This is a genomic window from Halolamina salina (genome assembly GCF_054653455.1).
This window is the reverse complement of the sequence record NZ_BAAIGE010000002.1, coordinates 342,284-368,096: the sequence shown is the minus strand read 5'-3', so window position 1 is coordinate 368,096 and position 25,813 is coordinate 342,284. Positions and strand designations below refer to the sequence as shown.

Annotated in this window: 33 protein-coding genes and 3 tRNA genes; 15 read left to right on the top strand and 21 right to left on the bottom strand. The window is 69.4% G+C overall.

The genetic code is table 11. The features are described 5' to 3' along the window. Window positions 1-5: 5 nt before the first annotated feature. From ACYQZ5_RS02420 to ACYQZ5_RS02410, 3 genes are all read right to left on the bottom strand, one after another. Window positions 6-545 carry a hypothetical protein gene (locus tag ACYQZ5_RS02420; protein ID WP_379730532.1) on the bottom strand — a complete coding sequence of 180 codons (540 nt, stop codon included), beginning with the start codon at window positions 543-545 and terminating at the stop codon, window positions 6-8. 289 nt (window positions 546-834) lie between these two features. After that, a tRNA-Ile gene (locus tag ACYQZ5_RS02415) sits at window positions 835-910 on the bottom strand. 49 nt (window positions 911-959) lie between these two features. Next, window positions 960-1,032: transfer RNA gene (locus ACYQZ5_RS02410), tRNA-Asn, on the bottom strand. Window positions 1,033-1,128: 96 nt separating this feature from the next. Here ACYQZ5_RS02410 and cca point away from each other — a divergent pair. Further along, window positions 1,129-2,541, top strand: coding sequence for a CCA tRNA nucleotidyltransferase (gene cca, locus ACYQZ5_RS02405; protein ID WP_379730533.1), 1,413 nt, complete (start codon window positions 1,129-1,131; stop codon window positions 2,539-2,541). Window positions 2,542-2,547: 6 nt separating this feature from the next. On the opposite strand, the gene ACYQZ5_RS02400 is transcribed toward cca, so the two are convergent. From ACYQZ5_RS02400 to ACYQZ5_RS02385, 4 genes are all read right to left on the bottom strand, one after another. After that, window positions 2,548-3,558: a histone deacetylase family protein gene (locus ACYQZ5_RS02400; protein ID WP_379730534.1), complete on the bottom strand. Its 1,011-nt coding sequence runs from the start codon at window positions 3,556-3,558 to the stop codon at window positions 2,548-2,550. After that, a complete protein-coding gene (locus tag ACYQZ5_RS02395) occupies window positions 3,558-3,989 on the bottom strand; it encodes a histone family protein (protein ID WP_379730535.1) in 432 nt (143 codons plus the stop codon). The genes ACYQZ5_RS02400 and ACYQZ5_RS02395 overlap by 1 nt, the downstream gene beginning before the upstream one ends. Before the next feature lie 52 nt (window positions 3,990-4,041). Continuing rightward, entirely contained in the window at window positions 4,042-4,173 is a 132-nt protein-coding gene (locus ACYQZ5_RS02390; RefSeq protein ID WP_379730536.1) for a hypothetical protein, read from the bottom strand. Window positions 4,174-4,254: 81 nt separating this feature from the next. Continuing rightward, window positions 4,255-4,327 (bottom strand) — tRNA-Arg (locus ACYQZ5_RS02385). A 123-nt stretch (window positions 4,328-4,450) separates the two neighbouring features. Here ACYQZ5_RS02385 and ACYQZ5_RS02380 point away from each other — a divergent pair. The 4 genes from ACYQZ5_RS02380 (at window position 4,451) to radA (ending at window position 7,300) form a co-directional block, all read left to right on the top strand. Then, window positions 4,451-5,014: a hypothetical protein gene (locus ACYQZ5_RS02380; protein ID WP_379730537.1), complete on the top strand. Its 564-nt coding sequence runs from the start codon at window positions 4,451-4,453 to the stop codon at window positions 5,012-5,014. A gap of 98 nt (window positions 5,015-5,112) precedes the next feature. After that, complete coding sequence (gene pspAB / locus ACYQZ5_RS02375; protein ID WP_379730538.1) at window positions 5,113-5,784, top strand: PspA-associated protein PspAB; 672 nt, start codon at window positions 5,113-5,115, stop codon at window positions 5,782-5,784. A gap of 2 nt (window positions 5,785-5,786) precedes the next feature. Beyond that, on the top strand, window positions 5,787-6,146 hold the full coding sequence (locus ACYQZ5_RS02370; RefSeq protein WP_379730539.1) for a hypothetical protein: 360 nt from the start codon (window positions 5,787-5,789) through the stop codon (window positions 6,144-6,146). Between the two features lie 122 nt (window positions 6,147-6,268). Then, window positions 6,269-7,300 (top strand): DNA repair and recombination protein RadA, encoded by a 1,032-nt coding sequence (radA, locus tag ACYQZ5_RS02365; RefSeq protein WP_379730540.1) that lies wholly within the window; start codon window positions 6,269-6,271, stop codon window positions 7,298-7,300. Between the two features lie 22 nt (window positions 7,301-7,322). Here radA and ACYQZ5_RS02360 read toward each other — a convergent pair whose 3' ends face one another. Together ACYQZ5_RS02360 and ACYQZ5_RS02355 are read right to left on the bottom strand one after the other, a co-directional pair. Beyond that, the gene (locus ACYQZ5_RS02360; RefSeq protein WP_379730541.1) at window positions 7,323-7,550 is read right to left on the bottom strand and encodes a DUF7561 family protein; all 228 of its coding nucleotides are present in this window, start codon (window positions 7,548-7,550) and stop codon (window positions 7,323-7,325) included. Between the two features lie 97 nt (window positions 7,551-7,647). Next, on the bottom strand, window positions 7,648-7,821 hold the full coding sequence (locus tag ACYQZ5_RS02355) for a DUF5786 family protein (protein ID WP_379730542.1): 174 nt from the start codon (window positions 7,819-7,821) through the stop codon (window positions 7,648-7,650). A 125-nt stretch (window positions 7,822-7,946) separates the two neighbouring features. Here ACYQZ5_RS02355 and ACYQZ5_RS02350 point away from each other — a divergent pair, with 125 nt between their 5' ends. The 3 genes from ACYQZ5_RS02350 (at window position 7,947) to ACYQZ5_RS02340 (ending at window position 10,403) form a co-directional block, all read left to right on the top strand. After that, window positions 7,947-8,963, top strand: coding sequence for a DUF5784 family protein (locus ACYQZ5_RS02350; protein WP_379730543.1), 1,017 nt, complete (start codon window positions 7,947-7,949; stop codon window positions 8,961-8,963). Between the two features lie 40 nt (window positions 8,964-9,003). Then, window positions 9,004-9,828 (top strand): PHP domain-containing protein, encoded by an 825-nt coding sequence (locus ACYQZ5_RS02345; RefSeq protein WP_379730544.1) that lies wholly within the window; start codon window positions 9,004-9,006, stop codon window positions 9,826-9,828. A gap of 77 nt (window positions 9,829-9,905) precedes the next feature. Further along, window positions 9,906-10,403 (top strand): DedA family protein, encoded by a 498-nt coding sequence (locus ACYQZ5_RS02340; RefSeq protein WP_379730552.1) that lies wholly within the window; start codon window positions 9,906-9,908, stop codon window positions 10,401-10,403. Between the two features lies 1 nt (window position 10,404). Here ACYQZ5_RS02340 and ACYQZ5_RS02335 read toward each other — a convergent pair whose 3' ends face one another. Beyond that, a complete protein-coding gene (locus tag ACYQZ5_RS02335) occupies window positions 10,405-10,569 on the bottom strand; it encodes a DUF6757 family protein (protein ID WP_379730545.1) in 165 nt (54 codons plus the stop codon). A gap of 92 nt (window positions 10,570-10,661) precedes the next feature. Here ACYQZ5_RS02335 and hemB point away from each other — a divergent pair, with 92 nt between their 5' ends. Continuing rightward, complete coding sequence (hemB, locus tag ACYQZ5_RS02330; RefSeq protein WP_379730546.1) at window positions 10,662-11,666, top strand: porphobilinogen synthase; 1,005 nt, start codon at window positions 10,662-10,664, stop codon at window positions 11,664-11,666. 51 nt (window positions 11,667-11,717) lie between these two features. On the opposite strand, the gene ACYQZ5_RS02325 is transcribed toward hemB, so the two are convergent. Then, on the bottom strand, window positions 11,718-12,059 hold the full coding sequence (locus ACYQZ5_RS02325) for a DUF8070 family membrane protein (RefSeq protein ID WP_379730547.1): 342 nt from the start codon (window positions 12,057-12,059) through the stop codon (window positions 11,718-11,720). Between the two features lie 225 nt (window positions 12,060-12,284). Between ACYQZ5_RS02325 and ACYQZ5_RS02320 the strand changes: the two genes are divergently transcribed. Further along, window positions 12,285-12,692, top strand: a complete 408-nt coding sequence (locus tag ACYQZ5_RS02320) for a universal stress protein (protein WP_379730548.1) — start codon at window positions 12,285-12,287, stop codon at window positions 12,690-12,692. On the opposite strand, the gene ACYQZ5_RS02315 is transcribed toward ACYQZ5_RS02320, so the two are convergent. The 5 genes from ACYQZ5_RS02315 to ACYQZ5_RS02295 form a co-directional block, all read right to left on the bottom strand. Further along, complete coding sequence (locus tag ACYQZ5_RS02315; protein ID WP_379730549.1) at window positions 12,671-13,234, bottom strand: GNAT family N-acetyltransferase; 564 nt, start codon at window positions 13,232-13,234, stop codon at window positions 12,671-12,673. The two genes, ACYQZ5_RS02320 and ACYQZ5_RS02315, sit on opposite strands and share 22 nt — an antisense overlap. A gap of 2 nt (window positions 13,235-13,236) precedes the next feature. Continuing rightward, a complete protein-coding gene (locus tag ACYQZ5_RS02310; RefSeq protein ID WP_379730550.1) occupies window positions 13,237-13,605 on the bottom strand; it encodes a universal stress protein in 369 nt (122 codons plus the stop codon). 96 nt (window positions 13,606-13,701) lie between these two features. Beyond that, window positions 13,702-14,430: a hypothetical protein gene (locus tag ACYQZ5_RS02305; protein ID WP_379730551.1), complete on the bottom strand. Its 729-nt coding sequence runs from the start codon at window positions 14,428-14,430 to the stop codon at window positions 13,702-13,704. After that, window positions 14,427-15,155 (bottom strand): hypothetical protein, encoded by a 729-nt coding sequence (locus ACYQZ5_RS02300; RefSeq protein ID WP_379818445.1) that lies wholly within the window; start codon window positions 15,153-15,155, stop codon window positions 14,427-14,429. The genes ACYQZ5_RS02305 and ACYQZ5_RS02300 overlap by 4 nt, the downstream gene beginning before the upstream one ends. Then, window positions 15,148-15,783: an ABC transporter ATP-binding protein gene (locus tag ACYQZ5_RS02295; protein ID WP_379732378.1), complete on the bottom strand. Its 636-nt coding sequence runs from the start codon at window positions 15,781-15,783 to the stop codon at window positions 15,148-15,150. Before ACYQZ5_RS02295 ends, ACYQZ5_RS02300 begins: the two co-directional genes overlap by 8 nt. A gap of 90 nt (window positions 15,784-15,873) precedes the next feature. On the opposite strand from ACYQZ5_RS02295, the gene ACYQZ5_RS02290 reads away from it, so the two are divergent. Further along, window positions 15,874-16,401 (top strand): GbsR/MarR family transcriptional regulator, encoded by a 528-nt coding sequence (locus ACYQZ5_RS02290; RefSeq protein WP_379732379.1) that lies wholly within the window; start codon window positions 15,874-15,876, stop codon window positions 16,399-16,401. 94 nt (window positions 16,402-16,495) lie between these two features. After that, window positions 16,496-17,158 carry a DUF5806 family protein gene (locus ACYQZ5_RS02285; protein ID WP_379732380.1) on the top strand — a complete coding sequence of 221 codons (663 nt, stop codon included), beginning with the start codon at window positions 16,496-16,498 and terminating at the stop codon, window positions 17,156-17,158. 1 nt (window position 17,159) lies between these two features. On the opposite strand, the gene ACYQZ5_RS02280 is transcribed toward ACYQZ5_RS02285, so the two are convergent. After that, the gene (locus tag ACYQZ5_RS02280) at window positions 17,160-17,432 is read right to left on the bottom strand and encodes a hypothetical protein (RefSeq protein WP_379732381.1); all 273 of its coding nucleotides are present in this window, start codon (window positions 17,430-17,432) and stop codon (window positions 17,160-17,162) included. A gap of 465 nt (window positions 17,433-17,897) precedes the next feature. Beyond that, window positions 17,898-19,001, bottom strand: coding sequence for an aminopeptidase (locus tag ACYQZ5_RS02275; protein ID WP_459845013.1), 1,104 nt, complete (start codon window positions 18,999-19,001; stop codon window positions 17,898-17,900). 125 nt (window positions 19,002-19,126) lie between these two features. Here ACYQZ5_RS02275 and gnd point away from each other — a divergent pair, with 125 nt between their 5' ends. Further along, the gene (gene gnd / locus ACYQZ5_RS02270) at window positions 19,127-20,026 is read left to right on the top strand and encodes a phosphogluconate dehydrogenase (NAD(+)-dependent, decarboxylating) (RefSeq protein WP_459845010.1); all 900 of its coding nucleotides are present in this window, start codon (window positions 19,127-19,129) and stop codon (window positions 20,024-20,026) included. 401 nt (window positions 20,027-20,427) lie between these two features. On the opposite strand, the gene ACYQZ5_RS02265 is transcribed toward gnd, so the two are convergent. The 3 genes from ACYQZ5_RS02265 to ACYQZ5_RS02255 form a co-directional block, all read right to left on the bottom strand. Then, window positions 20,428-21,321 carry an ABC transporter permease gene (locus ACYQZ5_RS02265; RefSeq protein ID WP_379731975.1) on the bottom strand — a complete coding sequence of 298 codons (894 nt, stop codon included), beginning with the start codon at window positions 21,319-21,321 and terminating at the stop codon, window positions 20,428-20,430. Next, on the bottom strand, window positions 21,318-22,262 hold the full coding sequence (locus ACYQZ5_RS02260; RefSeq protein WP_379731976.1) for an ABC transporter ATP-binding protein: 945 nt from the start codon (window positions 22,260-22,262) through the stop codon (window positions 21,318-21,320). The genes ACYQZ5_RS02265 and ACYQZ5_RS02260 overlap by 4 nt, the downstream gene beginning before the upstream one ends. A 61-nt stretch (window positions 22,263-22,323) precedes the next feature. Further along, the gene (locus ACYQZ5_RS02255; RefSeq protein WP_379731977.1) at window positions 22,324-22,581 is read right to left on the bottom strand and encodes a DUF7967 family protein; all 258 of its coding nucleotides are present in this window, start codon (window positions 22,579-22,581) and stop codon (window positions 22,324-22,326) included. 104 nt (window positions 22,582-22,685) lie between these two features. Between ACYQZ5_RS02255 and ACYQZ5_RS02250 the strand changes: the two genes are divergently transcribed. Both ACYQZ5_RS02250 and ACYQZ5_RS02245 read left to right on the top strand, forming a co-directional pair. Continuing rightward, window positions 22,686-24,434: an excinuclease ABC subunit C gene (locus ACYQZ5_RS02250; protein ID WP_459845005.1), complete on the top strand. Its 1,749-nt coding sequence runs from the start codon at window positions 22,686-22,688 to the stop codon at window positions 24,432-24,434. Between the two features lie 102 nt (window positions 24,435-24,536). Further along, window positions 24,537-25,811, top strand: a complete 1,275-nt coding sequence (locus ACYQZ5_RS02245) for a COG1470 family protein (RefSeq protein ID WP_379732359.1) — start codon at window positions 24,537-24,539, stop codon at window positions 25,809-25,811. The last annotated feature ends 2 nt before the right edge of the window (window positions 25,812-25,813 follow it).

Below are 25,813 nucleotides of genomic sequence, written 5' to 3'. Positions count from 1 at the left end.
GGTCGTCAGGCGGGCGTCCGCGCCGCGATCTCGACGAGGATCTCGTCCAGCGCACGGATCAAGTCCCGATCGCGCGGCCCGTCGGCCCACGTCCGGTTGTACGTCGCCGTTCGGTTCTCGAAGGTTACGCCGACCAGCAGATCGGGGTCCGGATCGCTGTCGGCCGCTCCCCGGTTCTCGAACGTGTCGTCGAAGGCGTCGCTGGCCTCCCAGTCGAGCCACGTCGGCTCGGCGTCGTCGCCCAGAAGCGCGATCGCCCGATCGGCGGCCAGCCAGTCGGCGGCCTGCTCGGCCGCCACGTCGGTGTCGCCCGGGAGCAGGAGCAGATCGGCGTTGTTGGTCGCGCTCACGGTCGGGACCTCCTCGTGGAGCGTGAGATCGACGCCGTCGGCGACGTACGTCGGCGTCTGGTGGAGTTCGTCGAAGGTGAGTTCCTCGGTGGTGTCGTCGGTGCCCGGGAGGTTCGAACAGCCGGCGACGGCGGCCGTGACGGTGGCGCTGATGGCGGCGAGGGCGCGGCGGCGGGGGAGGGAGTCGTGCTGCATGAGTCGCAGTTCGGCCGGGGCGGGGAAAGGCGTCACTCAAGCGCAAAGAGCCGTTTGAGTGTCGGCGTGGCACGGGGGGCTGGCGGATTTGAACCACGCGAACTTCGCTATCGCTCGTTCTCTGGGTTCAAAATCCGCCACGGCGGCAGCCTCGGCTCCTCACTGTCGTTCGGAGCACTCGGATGGGCCCTGGCGGATTTGAACCACGGTCGTTCCGTTTCACTCCACTCCCTGGTTCAAATCGCCAGGTCGGAAAATCACCACCGCTCGCTGTCGCTCGCGGGGTTCATGGGCCCTGGCGGATTTGAACCACCGATCACCCGGTTATGAGCCGGGGGCTGTAAACCAGACTGAGCTAAGGGCCCGTAGACGAACAGCCGGACGGCTCGCCCTTGAGACTACCGAAAGGATCGACGCCGTCGCCAGGGCTCGAACCTGGGACAACCACGTTAACAGCGTGGTGCTCTACCAGCTGAGCTACGACGGCTCACTTTCTCGTACCGTGGTTTCACACAAATGGGTTTCGTTTCCCCCCGGCGGCCCGACCGACACGGTTTCCTCCCGCGTCGCGGAACCGTGGCCCATGACCGACGACGCCCTCGACGCCGTGCTCGAACGCGTGAGCGAGCGCGTCACGCCCGACGCCGACGAGCGCGAGCGCCTGCGCGCCGTCACCGAAGAACTCACCGACCGTGCCGAGACCGCGATCGAGGAGCTACCCGTCGACGCCGACGTGACGCAGGTGGGATCCAGCGCCCGCTCGACGTGGCTCGCCGGCGACCGCGACATCGACCTGTTCGTCCGCTTCCCCACCGAAATCGACCGCGAAGAACTCGAACGCTACGGCCTCGACGTGGGCCACGCCGTCCTCCCCGACGGGCACGAGGAGTACGCCGAACACCCCTACGTGAAGGGGGAGTACGAGGGGTTCGACGTGGATCTGGTGCCGTGTTACGCCGTCGACTCGGCGACCGAAATCCGCTCGGCGGTCGACCGGACGCCGTTCCACGACGCCTTCCTCCAGGCGAGATACACCCCCGAACTCGCCGAGGCCGCCCGGCTCCTGAAGCGGTTCATGAAGGGCGTCGGCGTCTACGGCAGCGACCTCCGGACCGAGGGGTTCTCCGGCTATCTGGTCGAACTGCTCGTCTTGGAGTACGGCGGCTTCCGACCGCTGGTCGAGGCCGCCGCCGAGTGGCACCCGCCGGTTCGGTTCGACCTGCGTGGTGACGGCGGTCCTGCCGAGGTCCCGCCCGACGTGGCCGAGGCAGCCGAGTTCGACGATCCCCTCGTCGTGATCGATCCCACGGACCCCGACCGCAACGTCGCCGCCGTGCTGTCGGAAGCCAATCTGGCGCGGTTCCAGCACTACTGTCGGGAACTGCTCGACGAGCCGCGGGAGTCGCTGTTCTTCCCCGAACCGACCGAGCCGATCGACGCTGCCGGCGTTCGCGAGCATCTCGACCGGCGCGGGAGCCACGCGGTCGCGGTCGTCTTCGACACGCCCGACGTGGTGGAGGATCAGCTCTACCCGCAGCTCCGGCGCTCGCTCGGCGGCGTCGCCGACGAGTTCGACCGCCGGGGGTTCGACACCCTGCGGGCGACGACGTTCGCCGACGGCGTAGGTGAGACGGCGTCGGGGACGTCGGTGCTGTTCGTCGAGACCGCCGTCGCTGAACTCCCCGCCGTCGAACGCCACGAGGGGCCGCCCGTCCACGTCGGCGAACACGCGGCGTCGTTCTACGACGCCTACGCCGACGACGAGTCGGCGTACGGCCCGTTCGTCGACGCCGGTCGCTACGTGGTCGAACGGGAGCGCGAACACCGGACGCCCGAGGCCCTGCTCCGGAGCGACACGCTGTTCGACGTGGCGCTCGGCACCCACGTCGAGACGGCGCTCGGGGGGTCCTACGACGTGCTGGTCGGCGACGAGACGGCGGCGCTGGCCGAAGAGTTCGGCGAGGAACTCCGGGCGTACTTCGAGCCGGAAATCTGATCGGACTCAGAGGTCGTGGATCTCGCGGATTCGCTCGACCAGCTCCACGACCTCCCCGGCGGGGTCGTCGTCCTTGGGGATCGGTTCGCGGCCGTCGAACGTCTCGTGGACCACGCCGACGCTCTCCGAGAGCGTGTCCAGCCCGTAACCGCCCTCCAGAACGAACGCCAGCGCGGCGCCGATGTCGTCGCTCAGTTCGCGGACGGCGTCGGTGAACTGGGCGTACCCCTCCGTGGAGACGCGCATCCGCGAGATCGGGTCGTGGCGGTGGGCGTCGAAGCCCGCCGAGACCAGCAGCAGGTCGGGGTCGAAGCGCTCGATCGCGGGCGCGATCGCCCGCTCGAACACGTGGCGGTACTCCGCGTCGCCACAGCCCGCCGAGAGCGGCGCGTTCAGCGTCGTCCCCTCGCCGGCGCCCTCGCCAGTCTCCTCGATCGGGCCGGTGCCGGGGTAAAGCCCCTCCTCGTGGGTCGAGGCGTAGAACACGTCCGGGTCGGCGGCACAGATCTCCTCGGTCCCGTTGCCGTGGTGGACGTCCCAGTCCCAGATCGCCACGCTGTCGACGGCGGAGTCGGGATCGTCGATCACCGTGCGGGCGGCGACGGCGGCGTTGTTGAAGAAGCAGAACCCCATCGCCTCGTCGGACTCGGCGTGGTGGCCCGGCGGCCGGCCGAGCGCGAAGGGGGTGTCACGGCCGTCGGCGCCGTCGAGGGCGGTCTCTGCCGCCCATATCGCCAGCCCCGCCGACTTGCGCGCCACCTCGTACGTGTCCTCGCCGGCGACTGTGTCGGGGTCCCACTCCCCGCCGCCGTCCGCACAGAACTCCCGGACTTCGGCGACGTACTCGGTGTCGTGGGCGCGCTCGATGTCGGCCCGGTCGGCGGCGGGGGCGTCGACGTACTCGACGCCGTGGCGGTCCTTGAGCGCCTCCCTGATCGCCCGCATCCGGTCCGGCGACTCCGGGTGTCGGGGGCCGGTATCGTGGTCGAGACACCGGTCCGAGTAGCCGAACTGCATTACTCGAACAGGGAGAAGTACGTCTCGATGTCCTCGGCCTGTACGGTCCGGCGGTCGGCGTGGCGGGCGAGCTTGGCGGCCGCGCGGGCGACGTTGTCGGCGTAGTCCTCGAGGATGTCCGCCAGCGCGATGCGGGCCTCCATCGACACCCGGTAGCGGTCGTCGATACGGAGACGGGCGATCCGGTCGACGGGCGCGACGGGGAGGTCGACGGCGTCGCGGTCGACGACCTGCTCGACGCCGAAGTCCTCGGCCATGAGGGTCTTCCGGCCGTCCTCGGTCGCTCGCTCGGCGGCCTCGATGGCGAGTTCGGCGCCGCGGTCTTGGACGTGCGCCGCCAGCTTCTCGGCCGCGTCGGCGCTCACCCGGAGCCCGTCCGCGTTGCGCCGGATGATGGCGTCGACGGGGGCGAACGGCAGCTCGACGGTCATACTCACACCCCGGGCGTGGCGCGTAAAACGCTTCCCCTCCGCTCTGAGGGCGTCACGGCGACGGGACGACCGGCGGGTCGACGGCGGGTGTCGTCGGGACGAGACAGTCGCTCAGGTCCCTACCGAAACGCTCCGTCACAGCTAGTCTCCACACGGAATCCTCGCTGTCGCTCGTCGTCGTCATTCGGCGAAAACGTCCGGACGGAGTCCACGCGAACGAAGTGAGCGTGGGCACGTCCGGTCGTGACTGAACGAAGTGAAGGAACGTCCGGACGGAGATTTGAACTCCGGTCCCTGGCTCCGCAAGCCAAGAGGATAGTCCACTACCCTATCCGGACTCATATCGACAAACGCCCGACCCGCATAAGTCGGTTCCGGTTCCCAGTCGGCGTGGGGGCGAGGAACAAAGGAGATTTTGTCCGTACCGCGACCTTATGCAAGTAGCCCCCGTTGGCCGAGGTATGGAACGCAGAACGTTCCTCGCCGGCACCGCAGCGGCGCTGAGCACGGTCGCCGGCTGTGTCGGCGACGCGCCGGAGACGCCCGACGGCGGGGCCGAGCCGACCGACACCGACGGGGGGACGGATACCGAGACGCCGGAGACCGACACGCCGGAGGACGGGACTCCGGACGACACTGACACGCCGACGGAGACGCCGTCCGGGGCGTCGACGGCGATCGTCTCCCGGTCGCTCGAACAGCAGGGAGACTGCGACTCGCCCGGCAGCGCGAGCATCGCCGCCGACGGCGCCACCGTCACGGTCGAGGGCTGCATCGTCGGTCGGAACGGCTGTACCTACCCCGCGCTCGAGTCGGCGCGCTACGACGCCGACGCCGACGAACTCACGGTCCGCGTGGTGGCCGAGGACAAGTCCGACCCCGACGAGTCCTGCACGCAGGCGCTCGTGAGCCGCGGCTACGTGGTGACCGTCGAGTTCGACGGCGCCCGCCCGGGGACGACGACGGTCGTCCACGACGGGGCGGAGGGCCAGCGGCAGGTCGCCCAGTCCTCGACGGGCGAGTAGCCGTCCGGAACGGCTCAGTCGGAGTTCGACGGGTACCGAGAACTACCGCTCCGGCGGTCTGACCGCAGGACTAAACGCCGGGCACCCGAACGGTGGGTATGGGCATCTTCGACTCGATCAAGTCCGTGCTGGGCACTCGGGCGGAGGCCGACGCGTCGAGCGCGGCCGACCCCGAGGCGCTGTTCGGCATGAGCACCGCCTACGTCACGATGGAGGCCGAACTCGGCTACGAGTCCGCCGGCGCCGCCGCGCTCTGTTTCTCCGAGGTCGACAGCACCGCCTTCGCCGACGCCGTCGACGAGGTGGAGGCGATCCTCCGGGCCGGCGAGACCGAGACTGGCACCGAGTTCCGTCGCCGCGAGGACGACCACGGCTACCACTGGGTCATCCTCGAGGACGACGACCCGGAGGACCTCGTGACGAGCGTCCACTTCGCCGCCGACGAGTTCGTCGAACAGGGGTTCGGTTCGCGGCTGCTCGCGGCGGTGTTCGGCTTCGAGAAAGGTGACGGGAACGTCGCCGAGTCCGGGGGGAACTCCGGCGATCGCGGGGCGGGCGCGACCCGTGCCAGCACCGACCGCGCCTACTGGATCTACTCGTTCCGCCGCGGCGCCTACTACCCGTTCTGTCCCACCGGCGACCACGACCGCAACACGAGAGCGGAGTTCAAACTCCGGTCCGTGCTGGACGGCGAGCTCGAGATCGAGGGTGAGGAGTCCCACTGGTACCCGCTCTGGCCCGACACCGCCGGCGGCCACCCCTGGGAGTGACGATGCCCGCCGAGCCCGCAGTGTACGACCACTACCGGCTGACGGACGGGCCGGACGCCGGCGCCGTCTTTCGCGTCGTGGGTGTCGACGCCGATGGCGAGGCGGGAGTCACCCTGCTCCGGGTCACCGACACGGAGGGGAACCGGGAAGCGACGGGCGACCTGCGTCACGTCGCGCTGGACCGACTCGATCGCGCGTTCGCGCCCGCGGACAACCCCGACCCGCGCTTCGAGACGCCGGACTACCTCGCCGGCCTGCTGCTCGTCGGCGGTATCGCGCTCGCGGTCCACCCCGCCGGCGACCGGGTCGGGGGCGCGATCCTCGCAATCGGCGGCGGCTACCTCCTCTGGCGGCGGCACTGACGCCGCGCCATTCGGTTTGAGTCTTCGCGTACGGCGAGAGCGACCTCGCCGTTCACCCCGCAGTTTCACTTTCACCCTACTGTTAACGAGGGTTTATCCCGGGTGACGCACAACGACTGGGTATGGCAGAAGACGACCTCGAAAGTCTCCCCGGCGTCGGCCCCGCAACCGCAGACAAGCTCACCGACGCGGGCTTCGACAGTTTCCAGAGCATCGCCGTCGCGAGCCCCGGCGAACTGTCCAACTCCGCGGACGTCGGCGACTCGACCGCGTCGGACGTGATCAACGCGGCCCGCGAGGCCGCCGACGTCGGCGGCTTCGAAACCGGCGCGACCGTGCTCGAACGCCGCGAGCGCATCGGGAAGCTCTCCTGGCAGATCGACGAGGTGGACGACCTGCTCGGCGGCGGGATCGAAACCCAGTCGATCACCGAGGTGTACGGCGAGTTCGGCTCCGGGAAGTCCCAGGTCACCCACCAGATGTCCGTCAACGTCCAGCTCTCGAAGGAGAACGGCGGGCTCGACGGCGGCGCGATCTTCATCGACACCGAGGACACGTTCCGCCCCGAGCGGATCGACGACATGATCCGGGGGCTTGATGACGAGATCATCGCCGAGGAGCTCGAACGCCGCGGGATCGAGGGGCAGCCCGGCGACGAGGAGGCGATGGAGCAGCTGCTCGAGTCGTTCCTCGACAACATCCACGTCGCGAAGGCGTTCAACGCCAACCACCAGATGCTGCTGGCGGAGAAGGCGCTCGAACTCGCCAAGGAGAACGAGGACTCCGACTGGCCGGTCCGCCTGCTCTGTGTCGACTCGCTGACCGCCCACTTCCGTGCTGAGTACGTCGGCCGCGGCGAACTGGCCGAACGCCAGCAGAAGCTCAACAAACACCTGCACGAGCTCGACAAGGTCGGGAACCTCCACAACGTCGCCGTCCTCGTCACCAACCAGGTGGCCTCCAACCCCGACTCCTACTTCGGCGACCCGACCCAGCCCATCGGCGGGAACATCCTCGGCCACAAGTCGACGTTCCGCATCTACCTCCGCAAGTCCAAGGGCGACAAGCGTATCGTCCGCCTCGTCGACGCGCCCAACCTCGCCGACGGCGAGGCCGTCATGCGCGTCCAGGACGGCGGCCTGAAGCCCGAGTAAGCGCGCAGCGCGGTCCTATTTTTCACTCGTCGGCGTCGTGACGCGGCAGCGCCTCGACGTCGGCCGCCGTCGCGTCCCGGTCGTCGGGGAGCCGTTCGATACAGTCGAAACAGAGGAAGAACTCGGCGCCGTCGGCCAACTCCAGATCCATCCCCTGCGTGGGACCGTCGTTGCTGAACGACCAGAAGTCGCCGATGCCGCCGCCGATACGGACCCGCCGATCGCAGCCGTCACAGCGCTGGGTAGCCATCGGCGTCGCTTCGGGAGCGAGGCGGTTAGGCGCTCCGGCGGTGCGGTCGCCGGTGGCGCCGCTGTTCGAGCGGGCTGCCGGAGAAGGGAGGTCCGGATCAGTCGTCTTTGATCTCTTCGAACTGGTCGAGCAGCGCCTCCGCGGACTCGCCCGAGTCGTAGCTGACGGTCCCACTGAACTCCTCCTCGCTTTCGGCGAACTCGGTGTCGGCCTGGGAGGTCAGCTGTTCGCGACGTTCGTGCTCTCCCTCATCATAGGCACCGAATGACATGACAACTACTCCCTTTGTGGGAGGGTAGCATATACGTATCGGTTAGTTTCACCGGTGATCGCCGTGTCGTCCGGGGTCACGCCCCGCCTCGAAACGTGTAAACCCCCACATCACCGAGTGAAACCGTGGCAAAGCCGCTTCGGTTCCGATACGCCCCCGGGTCGTGGTCCGAGGCGCGCGTTCGCGACGAGCTGTTACAGGCGCTGCAGGCCAACATCGGGGCGGAGATGGGAGACCCGTGGTACAGCTCGCCGGACGGCGTCGAGGCCGTCCGGTTCGAGATGGACAACGGCGACGTGGCGCTGTTCTGCTGGGACGACGACGCCGGCTACTGGCTGGGCAACACCGAGACGCCGTCGGCGCTGTGGCGCACCGACAAGGTGGGGTGGGAGGAGGTCCCCTACCCGATCCGGCGGTGGGCCGAACGGGAGCTGCTCGCCCAGCTCACCGAGGAGTCGCCGTGGCTCGAGGACTACCCGCACCTCTCGTGGTTCTTCCTCCCGGTGTTCCTCTCGAAGGACGGTCGGGAGACCACCCGGGAGTTCTTCCGTGACCACGCCGCGGGCTTCCCCGACGCCGAGCGGGACGAGGCGCTGTCGTTCTACGAGGAGCTGCTCTCGACCGGCGCGCTCGACGAGTACCGCGAGACGATGGCCGGCAAGCTCGGCACCTCCGAGGTAATGGACCTCACCCGGATGTCGGCGACGATGGGCGAGTTCAACGCCGCCGCCATCCTGCTGGAGGCGGGCTACGACGTGACCCCCGAGGCGGCGGTGACGACCGGCCACTCCATCGACTACCGCGCCAGCCGCGACGGCGACGCCGAGGCGTCGCTGGTCGAGGTCACCCGGCCGCTCCCGCCGAAACACCGTGCCGCGGGCTCGCCGGTGACCGCGATCCGGGAGACCGCGGAAACCAAGTCCTCCGGCCAGCTCGAGGAGCACGGCGGCGGCGTCACGCTGTTCGTCGACTGCTCCTCGTTCCCGGACGACGACTGGCTCGCGATCGCCGGCGAACAGCCCGAGGTGCGTCACCGGCCAGCGGTCGTGTTCCGCGCCCGGCCCTCGGGCCGCATCGAGGCCTACCGGAAGGGCGGGCTCCCGCTGGAGCTCGACGGCGCCGTCGAGTGGGTCGACGACTGACACCGCAAGCGGTTTCTCCCGCGGTCGACAGGGTCCGCCAATGAGCGTCGTCGCCGATCTCCACGCGCACACGACCGTCTCCGACGGCACCTTCTCGCTCGACGGGCTGATCGAAACCGCCCGCGAGGCGGGGCTGGACGCCGTCGCCGTCACCGACCACGACCGCTACCACCCCGAGCTCTCGGTCCCCGTCGAGCGCCGCGGCGACCTGCTCGTGGTACGCGGCATCGAACTCCGCGTCGAGACCGACCACGAGCGCGTCGACCTGCTGGGGTACGGCCTCGAACCCACCGACGCGCTGACCGCGGAGGTCGAACGGCTCCAGCAGGACCGCGTCGACCGCGGCCGGCGGATCGTCGAGAACGTGGAGGCAGAGTTGGGCGTCGATCTCGGCATCGACCCCCACCCGGGACTGGGCCGGCCCCACATCGCCCGTGCGGTCGTCGAGAGCGCCGCCGACTACGACGCCGTCGGCGACGTGTTCGACGACCTGATCGGCGACGACTGCTCGTGTTACGTCTCCCGGAACGTCCCCGACTTCGAGACGGGTCGGGAACTGCTCGAGGAGGCCTGCGCGTTCGTCGGGCTCGCTCACCCGCTGCGCTACGACGACCCTGAAGCCGCGCTGGAACTCACCGCCGAACTCGACGCCGTCGAGCGCTACTACCCGTACGATCGCCCGGTGTCGCCCGACGACGCCGAGGCGCTCGACCCCCGACCCGTCGAGGCTGCTATCGCCGACCACGATCTGCTCGCGACCGGCGGCACCGACGCCCACGAACAGGAACTGGCCGTCGACGGCCTCCCGCGGGCTGCGTGGGAGCGGGTCCGCGAGCGCCTGCCCGAGCCGGTCGAACTCGCCTGACTTCGCTGCCGGCGAGAGTAACTGATTTATCCGCCACTCCGGTAACGGCGGCCGTGAACGAGGGGATCGTCGCCGAGATGCCGGGGTGGCTGCAGTCGCTGCTGACCTCGGAGTGGGCGTACGTCGTCCTGTTCGGCGTGTTCGTGCTCGAGGGGGCGATGCTGATGTACTTCGTCCCCAGCGAACTCCTCGTCCCGGGGTCGCTGGCGCTGCTGGGCCACGGCCCGGACGAACTCCTCCCCCTGCTCGGCGTCGCCGTCCTCGGCGCCACGGTCGGGCAGGTCGCGCTGTTCACGGTCGCTCGGCGGGCCGGCCGTGAGTATCTCCTGCAGAACAGATGGTTCCGGGTGAGCGAGCGCACGCTGACCCGGTTCGACGGCTGGTTCGAGCGCTGGGGCGGCTACGCCGTCGCCGGCAGCAACGCGATGCTGTTCACCCGCGGAATGTTGACGGTCCCGGCGGGGTTGGCGTCGATGGACCGGAGGCGGTTCGTCGCCCTGTCGGCACTCGGGACGCTCGTGTTCGAGTCCGCGCTCGCGGCGCTGTACGTGTTCGGCGTCGACGTGCTCTGGTGAGCTACTCCGCGCGGTCGATTTCGGTCCGCTCCCGCAACGCCTCCAGCCCCTCGTCGTCGGCCAGCTCCTCGACGCGCTCCTGGAAGTGCTGCTCGCAGAGACCAACCTTGATCCCGTCCGTCTCCGCGGCGTAGACGGCATCGTCGTCGCAGTAGTGACACTTCATACGTGAACGACTACGCGGGCCAGTCGGTTAAAAACGCGGGTCGCGGCCGACCGGAACGACGCGGTTTTGCCGCCGGAGACGCTGTTCCCGGCATGGAGCAGATCCCCCGTCCCGGCCGCGACGACGCCCGCCGCCCGCGGCGCCTGCGGGCCGACGGCGTCCGGTCGCTCGTCTCCGAGACCAGCCTCGACGCGACGGACCTGATCGCGCCCGTGTTCGTCGACGCGACGACCGACGAGCGCGTCCCGATCGAGTCGATGCCCGGCCACGAGCGCGTCCCCGTCGACGACGCCGTCGCCCGCGTCGAGGAAGTGCTGGAGACGGGCGTCGAGGCGGTGATGGTGTTCGGCATCCCGGAGTTCAAGGACAGCCGCGGCACACGGGCCTACGCCGAGAACGGCGTCGTCCAGCGCGCCGTCCGAGAGATCACCGCGGAGACGGACGCCTACGTGATCACGGACGTCTGCCTCTGTGAGTACACCGACCACGGCCACTGCGGCGTCGTCGAGGGCGACGCCGACGAGGACCCCCACCTGACGGTCCGGAACGACGAGAGCGTCGAACTGCTCGCCGAGACCGCGGTCTCCCACGCCGAGGCGGGCGCGGACATGGTCGCGCCCTCCGCCAGCCTCGACGGGATGGTGGGCGCGATCCGCGACGGGCTTGACGACGCCGGGTTCCGGAACCTCCCGATCATGTCCTACGCCGCTAAGTACGAGTCGGCGTTCTACGGCCCGTTCCGCGATGCAGCGGACGGCGCGCCCGCCTTCGGGGACCGCCGACACTACCAGATGGACCCCGCGAACTCGCGGGAGGCCCGCCGCGAGGTCGACCTCGACGTGACGGAGGGCGCGGACGTGCTGATGGTCAAGCCCGCGCTGCCGTACCTCGACGTGGTCGCGGACGTGCGCCGCGAGCACGACCACCCCGTGGCGGCGTACAACGTCTCCGGCGAGTACGCGATGCTGCACGCCGCCGCGGAGAACGGCTGGCTCGATCTGGACGCCGTGGCCCACGAGTCGCTGCTGTCGATCAAGCGCGCCGGCGCGGACCTGATCCTCACCTACTTCGCCGAGGACGTGGCCGAGTCGCTCTGAATAACGTAGCGGACCCACGGCTCATCGTCTCGGGACCGAACCACAGACTGCTCACGCGAGCGTGTCGCCGAGCGCGATCAACACGGCGAGGCTCCACAGAAACACGCCGGTCCCATAGAGCAGGAGCGTGAGACGGAGCGAGACCTCCGTGCTCGTTTGGGGTAACAGCCCTGCTTCGTCGAACTCCGCCCCGCCCTCGTCCGAGTTTTCGCCGCCGCCGAGGCTCGTTCGCCCGGCGGTGCCGCCGTTGAGAACGGCGACGAGCAGGCCGACTGCCGTCAATACGAGGATGAGCGCGAGCGATCGCGTCGCGAGATACACCGTACCGACCGTGAGCAGGGCGAGGACACCGGTGTAGAGCAGGACCGGCTTCCAGAGGGCTCGGAGGGCCATGGGGACTGTGGTCGGAGCGAGAACAGATATTCCTTCCGCCGGAGCGGTAGGTCACGGTGAGTTCGGCTGTTACCGTGACTGGGCGGCGTTTCCGCCGTCTTGCTCGCGGGTCGTTACACTCCCCGCTCGCCTCCCGAGGTGGTTTGCCGTCGCGCCTTCGGCGCGACGTTTTCCCACCTCGCTTGCGAACCAAACGGTTTTGCGTCGCCGCGTGGACTCCCACCCATGGAGCCGTTCGACCGCGTACTCGTCGCCGTCGACGGGAGCGAGGAGTCGACCCGGGCCGTCGAGTACGCCGTGGCGGTCGCCGACACCTACGACGCCGCGGTCCACGTCGTCTACGTGCTCGGCGACGGCGTCGCCGACAACTACGAGTCGGAGGGGTACGCCGACACCGCCGAGGAGATCGCTGCCGAGCGCGGCGTCGAGATCGAGGCCTCGGCGGTGTCCGGGTTCTCGGAGAAGCGCCTCAGCCAACACCCCGGCAGCGTCGTGCTCGACACCGCCGAGGAGGTGGGCGCGGACTTCCTCGTCGTCCCGCGGGAGCCACAGACCGGCACCCGCGCGGCCGTCCTGGAGAAAACTGCGGAGTACGTGCTGCGCTACGCGAGTCAGCCGGTGCTCTCGGTCTGATCGGCGAGCCGGATCGCCATCTCCAACTCGAAGCTCTCGGCGTCGGTGGTCTCAAACCCGATCTTCTCGTACAGCCCGACGGCGGCGCGGTTCCAGCGCTCGACGGTGAGCCACACTTTCGTGATCCCCTGCCCGGCGGCGTAGCCCAGCGCCGTCTCGATCAGCGCGGTGCCGATCCCCGCGCCCTGGTGGGACTGGAGCACGAAGATCGCGAGTTCGTACGGCGACTCCGCCCCGTTCTCGGGCACCAGCGTCACGTGGCCGACCACGTCGTCGCCGTCGAACGCGAACACGTTGTAACAGCCCTCGTCGAGGATCCGGTCGAGCCAGTCTTCGAGCTGTGAGGGGCGGCTCGGCGGGATCCCCTGTGCCCGGTCGGCGGGGTCGAACGCCTCGTACATCGCCCGGAGCGCCTCGCGGTCGCTCTCGCTGCCGTCGTCGGCGCGGACGCGAATTTCCCGCCCCTCGTTGTCCTCGACGGTCCGGGGCGGCGTCGGAAGCCCCCCGACGGCGTCGTCGGGGTAGCGCTGTGGTCCGGTCATGCTCAGCGAACCAGCCTGACGGTCGTGTGGGCGTTCAGCAGGACGAACTCGGCGATGCTGCCCACGTTGATCTTCCCCATCGGGCTGGTCTGTCCGCCGCCCAGCGCGATCTCGTCGAACCCCTCGCGCTCGGCGATGTCGACCAGCTCGCTCCCCGGGTCGCCGTCGACCTGCCGGATCTCCGCGTCGAGGCCGGCCGAGTCGAGCTCCTCGCGTGCTCGCTCGGCGACCGTGTCACGCGATCGGGGCGAGCGAGGGTTCTCGACGATCGCGATCGTGAGCTCGTCGCCGACCGCCGCCGCGCGATCCACCACGTGCTCGAGCGCCCGGATCGAGTCGTCGCTCCCGCCGATACCGAGCAGCACCTTCATGCGGTGCAGGTCGGCGTGGGACCCGATAAAACCACGGACATCGACCGAATACGAGGGGCGTGACGCCGTCTGGGTGATCCGCCCCGCGGTGATCGGTCAGGGCTTGACAGCGTGTCGTACCGCCACCGCTGCCGTCACCGCGGCGACCCCGGCGTAGCCGATCCCGACTGCGAGCGCACCCCAGTTGGGGTCGACCGTGAGCGCTGCGTCGGTCGCCGCGACGCCCGCCCACCGGCCGGGGAACACGGCCGCCCACTCCGGGGTTTCGGTCGCTAGCGGCGAGTGGAACAGGAACAGGTCGACGGCCGGTGCGAACAGCATCACGTAGACGCCCGCGAGCCGATCGAGGACCACGCCGACGACCGCCCCCGCCAGCCCGTACGTCAGCGCGAGGACCAACACCGCGACGACGAACAGGGCCGGTTGGTCGGGCACCACGTGCACGCTGAGAACGACAGTCGCGGCGACGGACGCCACGACGGCGGCGACCGTCAGGACGACTGTCCGCGCGAAAAACAGCGTCCGGGTCGGCAGTCCGGCGAGCAGCAGCCAGCCGTCGGCGTCCAGCGAGCGGACGGTGAGGAACAGCCCCGTGATCCCGACGACCATCGCCGCGGCGAGCGTCGCGAGCATGGGCAACACGCCGTGGGCGAGCGTCGTCTCGACGGTCAGGCCCGGAAGTGACACGGCCACCGGCGTCGACGGCAGGACCGCGCCGAGCAGCCAGACGAAATACGCCGGCAGGAACACGAGCAGGGCGAGGACGACCGGCGTCCGCAGGAACTCCTTGCCGGTGGCCACGATCGCGGCGCCCGTTCGGTTCACAGCGACCACCTCCGCCCGGTCGCCGCCGCGTACGCCACCCCCGCGGCGACGCCGAGTACGCCCAGATAGCCCAGCGCCGGGAGGACGGTGTCGCTCGGGAACGTCCCCTCGGTGACCGTGGCCACGAACAGCGTGTGGGGGTGGTGAAGCGGGAGATACGTCACGAGCTCCGTGTCCAGTCGGAGCACGTCGCCCGAGAGGAACGAGTCCATGTCCGCGAGGAACACGAGAACCAGCGACCCCTCCAGTTCCCGCGTGACGAGCGCCCCGACGACCACCCCGAGGAGCCCGTAGATGATCCCCGCGAGGACGAGGACGGCGTAGGCGCGCGGAACGGAGGCGACGTCGGTACCGGCGGCCGACAGCGTGGCGAGCGAAGCGCCGGCGGCGACCGCGGCGACGCCCACGGCGACGACGAGCCGAGTGACGAACAGCACGCCCGCCGGGTAACCCGCGAACGAGAGGTACCGATCGGCGCGTGCGGCGCTGACCGTCCCGAACAGGCCGACCAGCCCCGAGAGGAACGCTGTCGCGAACAGCGCCCCGCCGATGCGGCCGTACGCGGTCGCCGACGCCTCGCCAACGACGGCGTCGGGGAACGACGCCATCGCGGCGCCGTAGAGGACGACGACGAACGGCGGCAGGAGCGTGAGCAGCGCGAGCGTCGTCGGCTGGCGGAGCACGCTCTTGGCGTGTGCGCTGACGCTGACGGCCGTGCTACGCATGGTCTCTCACCGTCAGGCTGCCGTCGCTGAGCTCGTAGATGCGGTCGAACCGCTCCTGTTCGCGCACGAGGTGGGAGATGAGGGCCACCGTGGTGCCTCGCTCCGAGAGGCTCTCGGTGAGTTCCCAGAACGCGAGGTACGTCTCCCAGTCGAACCCGGTGTACGGCTCGTCCAGCAGGAGCACGTCCGGGTCGTGCATCAGGGAGATCGAGAGCGTGAGCTTCCGACGGTTGCCGCCCGAGAGCCGATCGACGCGGCGGTCGCGGAACCGCTCGAACGCCAGCCGTTCGGTCAGCCGGTCGGCGGCCTCCTCGATCTCCTCGGGAGCCATCCCGTGTGCCTGCCCGAACAGGCGAAACGTCTCGTCCACGGTGAGCCGGTCGTAGAGCCGATCGTCCTGCGGACACCAGCCGATCCCGCCGGGACGAGTGACGCTGCCGGCGTCGGGGTCGAGCGCGCCGACGAGACACTGCATCAGCGTCGACTTCCCGGAGCCGTTCTCGCCGACGATACCGACGACCTCCCCGGCGCGGAGTTCGATGCTCGCCCCGTCGAGAACCGTCACGTTCGGCTCCCACGGGAGCAGCGAAGAGTACGTCTTCTCGAGGCCGGTCGCGGAGAGGACCACGTCCGAGGACCCACCTCCGTTCCCTTCATTCGGCATATGCCGAATATTCAGAACAAAACGATTTATTCGTTACGGAGCCGTGTCTCGGACATGGCCGACGCCGAGACTGCCCGGGAGCGCGTCATCGAGGGGTTCGAGCGATCCGCCGAGATATACGGACTCAACCGGAGCTACGGGCGGCTGTACGGGATCGTCTACTTCGCCGAGGAGCCGATGTCGCTGGACGACCTCGCGGACTCGAGCGGGTTCGCCAAGTCGACTGTCAGCACCGCGATGACGGAGCTGGAACGGCTCCACATGGTCCACCGACGGTCCATGCCGGGCGAGGGCAAGCGCGTGTTCTTCGAGGCCGAGCGCGACTTCTGGCGGGTCGTTCAGCAGTTCCTCGACCAGGAGCTCCGGCGGGAGATCGACACGATGCTGCGTGCCCTCAACGAGGCGGAGTCGATCCTCGAGTCCGCTGACTCCGAACGGGCCGCGAACGACCTGGAGCGCGTCCGCCAGTTACAACGCGTCTACGCCCAGTCCGAGCGGTTCGTCGACGTCGTCACGTCCGCGCCGGTCGACCGACTCCGATCGGCGATCGCCTCGATCGACGAGCTGCTCGAACGGCGCTGACTCTCGGGTCGTCCCGGCGGCCAGCGCGAGCCGCCCCGACACCGCTGCACGCGTGGGGGACAACTCTTTCCCCCTACACCGTACAAACCGGGACATGGCTCAGGATTCGACGCCCGGCGCCGACGAGATCGACACGGGCGAGGATGTGACCGACGAGCGCAGCGATGCCGCCGACACCGACGACGGGTCAGCCGAACCGACCGCCTCGCGCGACGTGGAGCTTCCCGAGGACGTTCCGGAGGACGTCGCCGAGTACGAGCGGTTCACCAAGATGGATCGCGCGGACTACGACCGCGTCAACGAGTTTCTGCGCGATCGGACGTACATCACCGCCCGCGAGTGGGCGATCGCCCGGCTCTGTGCGGACTTCCGGACCGAGACCGGCGTCGAGATGACCAAGATCGGCGAGAACCTCCCGCGGCTGGTGCCCTTTATGACCGACACGTACACCCCGCAGGCGGTGAATCAGGCCCGCGCCTCCTTCGAGGAGAAGGTGACCAAGGCGGGTGCGACGTTCCTCTACGGCGCGATGTCGGGCTTTTACACCGCCGAGGAGCTCGACGAGACGATGTACGAGGTGACCGAGATCGCGAAGTTCCTGCTTGAGGTCGAGGGGGTGGACCTCTCCGTCGAGGAGGAACTGGAGGCCGAGGACGAGATTTCGCGGGTGATGCGCGAGGTGCGGGAGGCCTCCGCGGAGGTGCGCGGCGAGGAGGTGAAGTGCCCGGAGTGCGGGCACGTCCACGAGACTGAGTGAGTCAGTGGAGGCCGGGGGCCTCGTCGTCGATCTCGGTCTCGACGTAGTCCCGGCCGTGGTCGGTGATGATGTAGCAGGACTCCATCTCGTCGAGTTTGCGGATGAGCCGGGTGTCGGCAAGCTCCCTGACGGCGTTCAAGACGGCGGTTCGGTCGGGCGGGTCGTCCATCCGGTCGTGGAGATTGGCGGCGATCCCGCTGGGCGAGATGCCGACGCCGGACTGGTAGAGGAGTCGGAGCGTCGGCTCGACGGCGTCGGAGTCGAACTCGGGCATGATCGTTGGTTGTACCGTCCGGGTGAAAACGTCCGTGGCCGTTATTAGTCGGGTTCTCTTGGAGGAAGAACTCCGGTTTCGCCGACGCTGTTTCGCTGCACAGCCTCTGGAACAGCACCCGCCACGGCAACAGCACCTCGATCGTTGGCAACTTGCGACCGCAGTGCGCCGGGCATGAAGCCCGGCGCAGCGCCGAGTCCCCACCCCTCCCCCGCGGGCCGGCGACCGCTGCCGGCCCGCGGCGTCCACCGCAACCGCACTGCTGTGGCGGTCGGCGCGCGACGTGAGCGCCTCCGTGCGCGAACGAGCGCGCGAGGGACGAGCGAACGGACGTGAGCGAGTCGGCTGGGGAGGCGTGAGGGCTGTGCGGGGCGGTGCGGTCGCAAGTGGTCATGCTCACTCCGCGGTGTCGTTCGCAGTAGTGGCAGTGGTCCAGAGAAAACTGCCCGAACCGACTACACCAACTCAGCCCTCGAACCCGTCTTCCCACCGGAACGTCCCGTTACGCTGCACCACCTCGCCGTCGATCTCCATCCGCGAGTCCTCGCTCATGTCGGTGATCATGTCGACGTGGACCGCCGAGTCGTTCGCCTCGCCCTCGCTGCCTTCGGGGAAGTTCGACTCGTAGGCACGCCCCACTGCCAGATGCACCGTATCGCCCATCTTCTCGTCGAAGAGGATGCTGTCGGTGAAGCGGTCGATGCCGCGGTTCATCCCGATCCCGAGTTCGCCGAGTCGCCGAGCGCCCTCGTCGGTGTCGAGCACCTCGGCGATCGCGTCCTCGTTCTGCTCGGCCGCGAAGTCGACGACCTCGCCGTCCTCGAAGGTGAGGTGGACGTTCCGGACGCGCTGGCTGTTGATCGTCATCGGCACGTCGAAGAACACCTCGCCCTCGGTGGCGTGGGGCGCGGTGAACACCTCGCCTGAGGGGAGGTTGTGGGAGTCGTAGGCGACGCTCGCGGCGGAGTTCACTGCGGTCCGGCCCTCGATCGACATCGTGAGATCCGTGTCCTCCTTGACGATCCGGACCTCGCTCCCCTCGTCCAGCAGTTCCTTCATCGTCGCCATCTCGTCGGCCAGTTCCTCCCAGTCACGCAGGACGGCGTCGTAGACGAACTCCTGGTACTCCGCGTAGCTCATGCCGGCCTGCTGGGCCAGCGCGCGGGTCGGGTGGACCGTCGACACCCAGTCGGTGTCCATCCGCGCCTCGCGGATCCCCTGCCGGGCACGGCCCTTCGCCTGTCGCTTCTCGGCGGGTACGTCGGCGCCCTCCGTCGTGTTCCGGCCGCCGCCGAGGCGGAGCACCGCGTCGGCGTGCTCGTACAGCGCGCGCTCGTACTCGGGGTCCTCGTCGAACTCGCCGCTGTGGGCCCGCGTGTACGCCCGATCCACCTCGCTGGAGCCGTACAGCGTGACGAGGTTCGCGTCGCGCTCGCCGAGCTCCTCGGCGACGGCGACGGCGAGTTCGTGGGCCCCCTCGGCGACGGAGAGCACCACGTCGTCGCCCGCCTCGATCCGGGCGCTCCAGTCGACTAGCGTCCTCGCGTGTTCGCGGATGCGTTCGTCCATGGCTGCCGGATCGGTGCCATCCGGGAAAACACCCGCGGGACGCGGTCGACCGCCCGCGGCGATCGGGCAGTTCCGCGACCGCCCGGGACCGCAACGGCTACACGCGTGCCCTCACAGCCTCGGGTATGGAACTGGGCGTCATCGGACTCGGACGGATGGGACAGATCGTCGTCGACCGAGCCCTCGACGCGGGCCACGACGTGGTGGCGTTCGACCTGAGCGCGGAGGCGACCGCCGAGGCCGCCGAGGCGGGCGCGACCGCCGCCGACAGCGCCGCGGACCTCTGTGACCGACTGGGCGAGGAGAAGCGGATCTGGCTGATGGTGCCGGCGGGCGACCCCGTCGACGCCACGCTCGCCGACCTCGAACCCCACGTCGGCGAGGACGACGTGATCGTCGACGGCGGGAACTCCCACTTCGAGGCGTCGGTGCGCCGGGCCGAGGAGGTCGACGCCGCCTACCTCGACTGCGGCACCTCCGGCGGCCCCGCGGGCGCACACCTCGGCTTCTCGCTGATGATCGGCGGCCCGGAGTGGGCCTACGAGGCGATGGTACCGGTCTTCGACGCCGTCGCGACCGGGAACGCCGGCCACGAGCGCATGGGTCCCTCCGGGTCGGGCCACTACGTGAAGATGATCCACAACGGCGTCGAGTACGCGCTGATGCAGACCTACGGCGAGGGGTTCGAACTGCTCGCGAACGGCCGGTACGACCTCGATCTCGAAGCCGTCGCGCGGACGTGGAACAACGGCGCCGTGATCCGCTCGTGGCTGCTCGAACTCTGCGAGGAGGCGTTCCGCGAGGAGGGGAACGACCTCGGCGACGTCGCCGACCACGTCGCCGGCGGCTCCACGGGCACGTGGACCGTCCAGGAGGCGCTGGAGCAGGAGACCCCGGTGCCGCTGATCTATCAGGCGCTGGCCGAGCGGTTCGGCTCGCGGGCGCCCGATGAGGGGCGGTTCTCCCGGCGGCTCGCGAACCGGCTGCGCTACGGGTTCGGGCGGCACGACGTGAAGCGAGAGTAGCGAGGTCGGGGCAACGCGAGCGACGGAGGAGCGAGCGGAAAACCGACCTCGAAAGCGAGCGAGGCTGGCAAACGGCACACTGACGGTGTGCCGGCAAACAGCCTCGAAAGCGAGCGGGGAGGGACGACCCGCGAGCAAGGAGCGAAGTCGGGGTAACGGCACACCGACGGCGCGCCGGTAAACAGCCTCGGAACGATCGTAAAGTGATCCGCTGCGCGTTCTATCGTCGGGAGAGCCGTCGCTCAGGGTCGTTGAACGACGGGGTAGGGCAACAGGAGAACCCCCGTGGAAACCACGAGGGCGAAAGGCTCCCGCTGTCCGTGCCGTCACCTGTACTCCCCGCCGCTGACTGAAAACCCCTCCGACATCCCCGTTCGTTACTGGGTGCCGGGAGCCGACCGTTACAGGTCGGCGTCGCGGAACCAGACGATCCCCACCGCGAGCGGGACCGCCAGCCAGAGCAGCATCGCGAGCAGGACGACGCCGTCGGCGAACATCGGCGAGAGCTCGGGGCCGAGCGCCTGCGCAGCCTGCTGGTTCGGGATCATCCCCAGCAGCAGGCTGAACATCCGGATGCGGGCCTCCAGATCGCTCATGAACAGGCTGTCGACCAGCGACTTGTACGCCTGAATCGGGTTGAGGATCTTCAGCGCCAGCCGGAGCTGGAACTGCTGGGGCGTCGAGAGGCCGAACAACTCGGTCGCCGCGCGGTTGACGCCGGTGACGAAGAAGTTCCAGAGGAACCAGAACGTCGCGAACAGCCCGCCGGCGCCGACAAGCGCCTGCTGGTTCGTGTTCGCGGCCGCGGAGACGCCGACGGCGATGCCGACGAACACGACCCCCAGCAGCGCGGTCAGCAGCGCGAACTCGACGTAGACGAGGATGTCCAGCCCCGACGCCGCCGGCAGCAGCGCGAGCAGCGCGACGAAGAAGCCGATCAACACCGGGAGGCTGACGACCGCACTGCGACCGAAGAACTTCCCGAGCACCACGTCGTCACGCGAGTGAGGCAGCGAGAGCAGCAGCTTGATCGTGCCCGACTCCCGCTCGCGCGTGATCGAGCCGTAGGCGACGACGAGCGCCGTCAGCGGGATGATGATCGCCGTCCCCTGTTTGAGGAAGAAGAGGAACGTGCGGAGCACGCCGCCCCCGCCGCCCTGGGGGCCGCCGCCGACGTAGAGCCGGCCGATCGCGGCGCCGGCGAACACCAGAATCGACAGCGCCGACAGCACCCAGAGCCACCGGGAGCGCACCGCGTCCCGGAAGTCCTTCCGGGCGACGGCCTCCCAGCTCATGCGTCCACCTCCTCGGCCTCCCCGCCATCGTCGGGCGTGTCACCTTCGGTGTACGCGAGGAACAGGTCCTCGAGCGACGACTCGCGGGTCGAGAAGTCCTCGACGGCGATGCCGGCGTCCTCGAGCGCGCCGATGACCGCGGTCTTGGCCTCGGGGTCGCACTGGACCGTCACGGTCGCGCCGTCGGTCGAGGCGGCGTCGACGCCGTCGAGCGCGCGCACCGCGTCGAGATCCTCGTCCGTGACGCCGTCGGCGGTGATCGAAAGCGTCGCGCCGGAGCCGACCGCCTCGCGCAGCCCCTCGACGGAGTCCTTGGCGACGAGTTCGCCGTTCCGCAGGATCCCCACGGTGTCACAGACCGCCTCGACCTGCCCGAGCACGTGGCTGGAGAAGAAGACCGTCGCCCCCCGGTCGGCCTCCTCGCGGACGATATCGCGCATCTCCTTCGCCCCCGCGGGGTCGAGCCCGGAGGAGGGCTCGTCGAGGATCAACAGATCGGGATCGCCCACCAGCGCCATCCCGAGCGCGAGGCGCTGGGCCATCCCCTTCGAGTAGCCGCCGGCCTTGCGGTCGCCGTCGCCGGCGAGGCCGACGCGATCGAGCACGGCGTCGGGGTCCGCGTCGGCATCTTTGGACTCGATCGCGAACTCCAGATGTTCCCGCCCGGTCAGGCGGTCGTACACGGAGAACCCCTCCGGGAGCACGCCGGTGCGCTCCCGAACCGCGACGCTCTCGCGCTGGGGGTCCATCCCGAGCACTTCCACCCGCCCCGCGGTGGGGCGCACGAAGTCGAGCAGGACGTTAATCGTCGTCGACTTCCCGGCCCCGTTCGGGCCGAGGAAGCCGAACACCTCGCCCTCCTCCACCGTCAGATCGAGCCCGTCGACGGCGGTCACGTCGCCGAACCGTTTCGTCACCCCGTCGAGTTCGATGGCGGCCATGGGGCGGCTTGCCCCGGTTCCGGATAAAGGGTTTCGGCTGCGTCGCCGGCGTAACTATCGCTCAGAGTACGTCTTCGGGGTCGTGTTCCGCCGCCACACGCTCGACTTCGGCCGCGTAGCGCGCGGCCGTCTCGGGGTCGTCGACCGGTGTTAGCCGGTCGTCCTCGACGTCGACGGCGGCGGTCGGGCCGTCGCGGGTCGCGAGGCGGTCCAGCGCGGCCTGTCTGGTGAACGCCCGCTCGCCGTCCGGGGTGGCGTAGGTCATCGTCACCGTGTTGCGGCTGTCGACGTCGCGGTCGACCAGCCAGACGCGAGTCATGCTCCGGGGTTGTGGTGGGCGCGGTTTGTAGCCGACGGTCGGATTCGGCCCCCGCGACACCGAGGGCGTCACGCTCAAACGCGCCGACACCCTACCCCGGATAGATGGACGCGAGCGAGGCACGCGAGCGCGCCGGCGACCTCCCCCGGGAGCCGGGCGTCTACCAGTTCCTCGAACGCGGCGACGACAACGACACCGTCCTCTACGTCGGCAAGGCCGTCGACATCCGCGACCGCGTGCGCTCCTACGCGGACCCGCGGAGCGACCGTATCCGGAAGATGGTCCAGCGCGCCGACGCCATCGACACCGCGGTCACGGACACCGAGACCCAGGCGCTGCTGCTGGAGGCGAACCTGATCAAGCGCCACCAGCCGCGGTACAACGTCCGGCTGAAGGACGACAAGTCCTACCCGCTGGTCCAACTTACCGACCACGAGTACCCCCGCATCGAGATCACCCGCGATCCCGACGACGCGGCGACCGTCTTCGGCCCGTACACCCGGAAGGGCGAGGTCGAGACGGTCGTGAAGGCGATTCGTGAGATGTACGGGCTACGGGGCTGCTCGGACCACAAGTTCCGGAACCGCGACAGGCCGTGTATCGACCACGAGATGGGGATCTGCTCGGCGCCCTGCGTCGACGCCATCGACGCGGAGCGCTACGCCGAGGACGTATCGAGCGCGATCCGCTTTTTCGAGGGCGAGACCGGGATCCTCGCCGACCCGCTCCGGCGGGAGATGGAGCAGGCCGCCCAGAACGAGGCGTTCGAGCGCGCCGCCAACGCCCGGGACCGGCTCGAAGCCGTCGAGGCGTTCCACGGCGAGGGCGGCGAGGCCGTCTCCTCGCCCGGGAGCCGGCGGGAAGTCGACGTGCTCGCGGCGGTCGTCGAGGGCGGCGACGCGACCGTCGCGCGGCTCCACGCCGACTCCGGCCAGTTGGTCGACCGCTCGCGGCACCGACTCGACGCGCCCGATGGCGAGGACCGCGTCGCCAGCCTGCTGTCGGCGTTCCTGACCCAGTACTACGCCGAGCGGGAGCTACCCGACGCGATACTGCTCTCCGAACGGCCGGACGACGAGGACGTGCTCGACTGGCTCGAAAGTGCCGGCGTCGACGTGTCGGTGCCCGGCGCGGGCCGGGAGGGGAAACTCGTAGAGTTGGCGCTCAAGAACGCCCGCAGCGGCGTCGGCGGCGCGGACGACCCCGTCGGCGCGCTCGGGCAGGCGCTCGACATCCCCCGCCCGGAGCGGATCGAGGGGTTCGACGTGAGCCACGCACAGGGGAAGGCGGTCGTGGGCAGCGACGTGTGTTTCGTCGCCGGCAGCGCCGAGAAGTCCGACTACCGCCGGAAGAAGCTTCCCGACCGCAACGACGACTACGCCAACATGCGCGAACTGGTGCGCTGGCGGGCCGAACGCGCCGTCGACGGAACAGACGACCGGCCCGACCCGGACCTGCTGCTGATCGACGGCGGCGAGGGGCAGTTGGGCGCGGCGATGGACGCACTCGACGAGGTGGGCTGGGACGTGCCCTGCATCGCGCTGGCGAAGTCCGAGGAGTTGGTGGTCACGCCCGACGGCGTCGAGCGGTTCGACGACGACGCCCCCCACCTCCACCTGCTCCAGCGCGTGCGCGACGAGGCCCACCGCTTCGCGGTCCAGTACCACCAGAGCGTGCGCGACGAGGTGGCGACGGCGCTGGACGAGGTCGAGGGCGTCGGCCCCGAGACCCGGAAGCGCCTGCTCCGTCGGTTCGGCTCGATCGACGCCATCCGCGAGGCCGGCGAGTCGGCGCTGCTGGACGTGGAGGGCGTCGGGCCGACGACCGCCGAACGGATCGACCGACGGCTGTAAAAAATTCGTTTCACTCTCCAGTAGCTATTTGCCGGCCGGCGTCGAAACGCCGCCCGTTCGCCGCCCTCCGCCCTCCGTGGCGAGTTTCGGCGTACGCCACCCATGAAACGAGTCATACTGATCACGCTTCTCGTCGCGCTGGCCGGCGTGCCAGCCGCGGCGGCAGTCGCACCGATCGACGGCGCGACCGACGCACCGGCCCCCGCAGTGAACGACGCCGTCTCGAGCCAACAGACCGAACAGAGCGACGACGGGAACTACACCCGGCTCTACGTCGACGCCCGGGAGAGCTACCTCGACCTGAAGCCCGGGGAGAGCGGGACGTTCACCGTCGTCGTCGAGAACGGCGAGGACGAGGCGGTCGACGTGAACCCCCACCTGTTCACGTCGCCGACCGACCGCAACCCGATCAACGAGTCGTGGGTCGAGATCGACGGTCCCGACACGATCGACGCGGGCGAGGAAGTCGAGTACGAGGTGAGCGTCTCGGTCCCCGAGGACGCCGAGATCGCACGCTACTCCGGCGCGGTCGCGTTCACCGACGAGACCGTCTCCTCGCCCGGCCGACCGGACCGCCCGGTCCACGCGGCCCACACGAGCGTGAACGTCTGGAAGGAGCCGACCGTTCGGATCCTCTCGGAGACGTACATCAACACGCAGGTCGAGGCGGGCGACTCGGTCAGCAAGCAGATCGTGATCGAGAACACCGGCGACGAGTCGGTGCCGCTGAGCCCCGAGCGCGCCGAGCAGCGGGGTCACTGCTACGGCACCCACTGCCCGCAGCAGGTCGACCAGTCCTGGATCGACGTCGACGCGCCGAGCCAGATCGCGCCCGGTGAGACCGCGACCGTGACGGTCACGATCTCGCCGGACGCCGACGCCGAGCGCGGTCGCTACGACACCTCGCTCGATCTGGGGCTGCAGGACCCCAACCGCCGCGACGACAACAACTACTGGCAGGAGATCAGCCTGAGCTTCGTCGTCTGGGAGCAGCCCGACCAGCCCTACGAGGCGACGTTCGACGTCTCCGAGCGGACCGACAACGTCACGCTGACGCTCAACCCGCAGAACCGCCGCACTGCCGAGAACGCCGAGGCCGCGAGCTTCGACGTGACGTTCGTCTCGCCCGACGGCGAGCGCATCGACGCCGAGCGCGTGCAGGTGAGCCAGAGCGGCTACGTCGATCTCGGCGCCTCGCCCGAGCGTGGCGCCTCGCAGGACGGTCCCTACGCCACCAACGGCGGGCAGACCCAGTTCGTCTACGAACTGGAGGAGCCTGTCGCCGGCGAGTGGACCGCGGAGATCATGCCCGAGAACACGATCGGGTTCCAGTACGAGATCACGCAGAACGAGTCCGACGAGGAGTCGGACGAGTAACC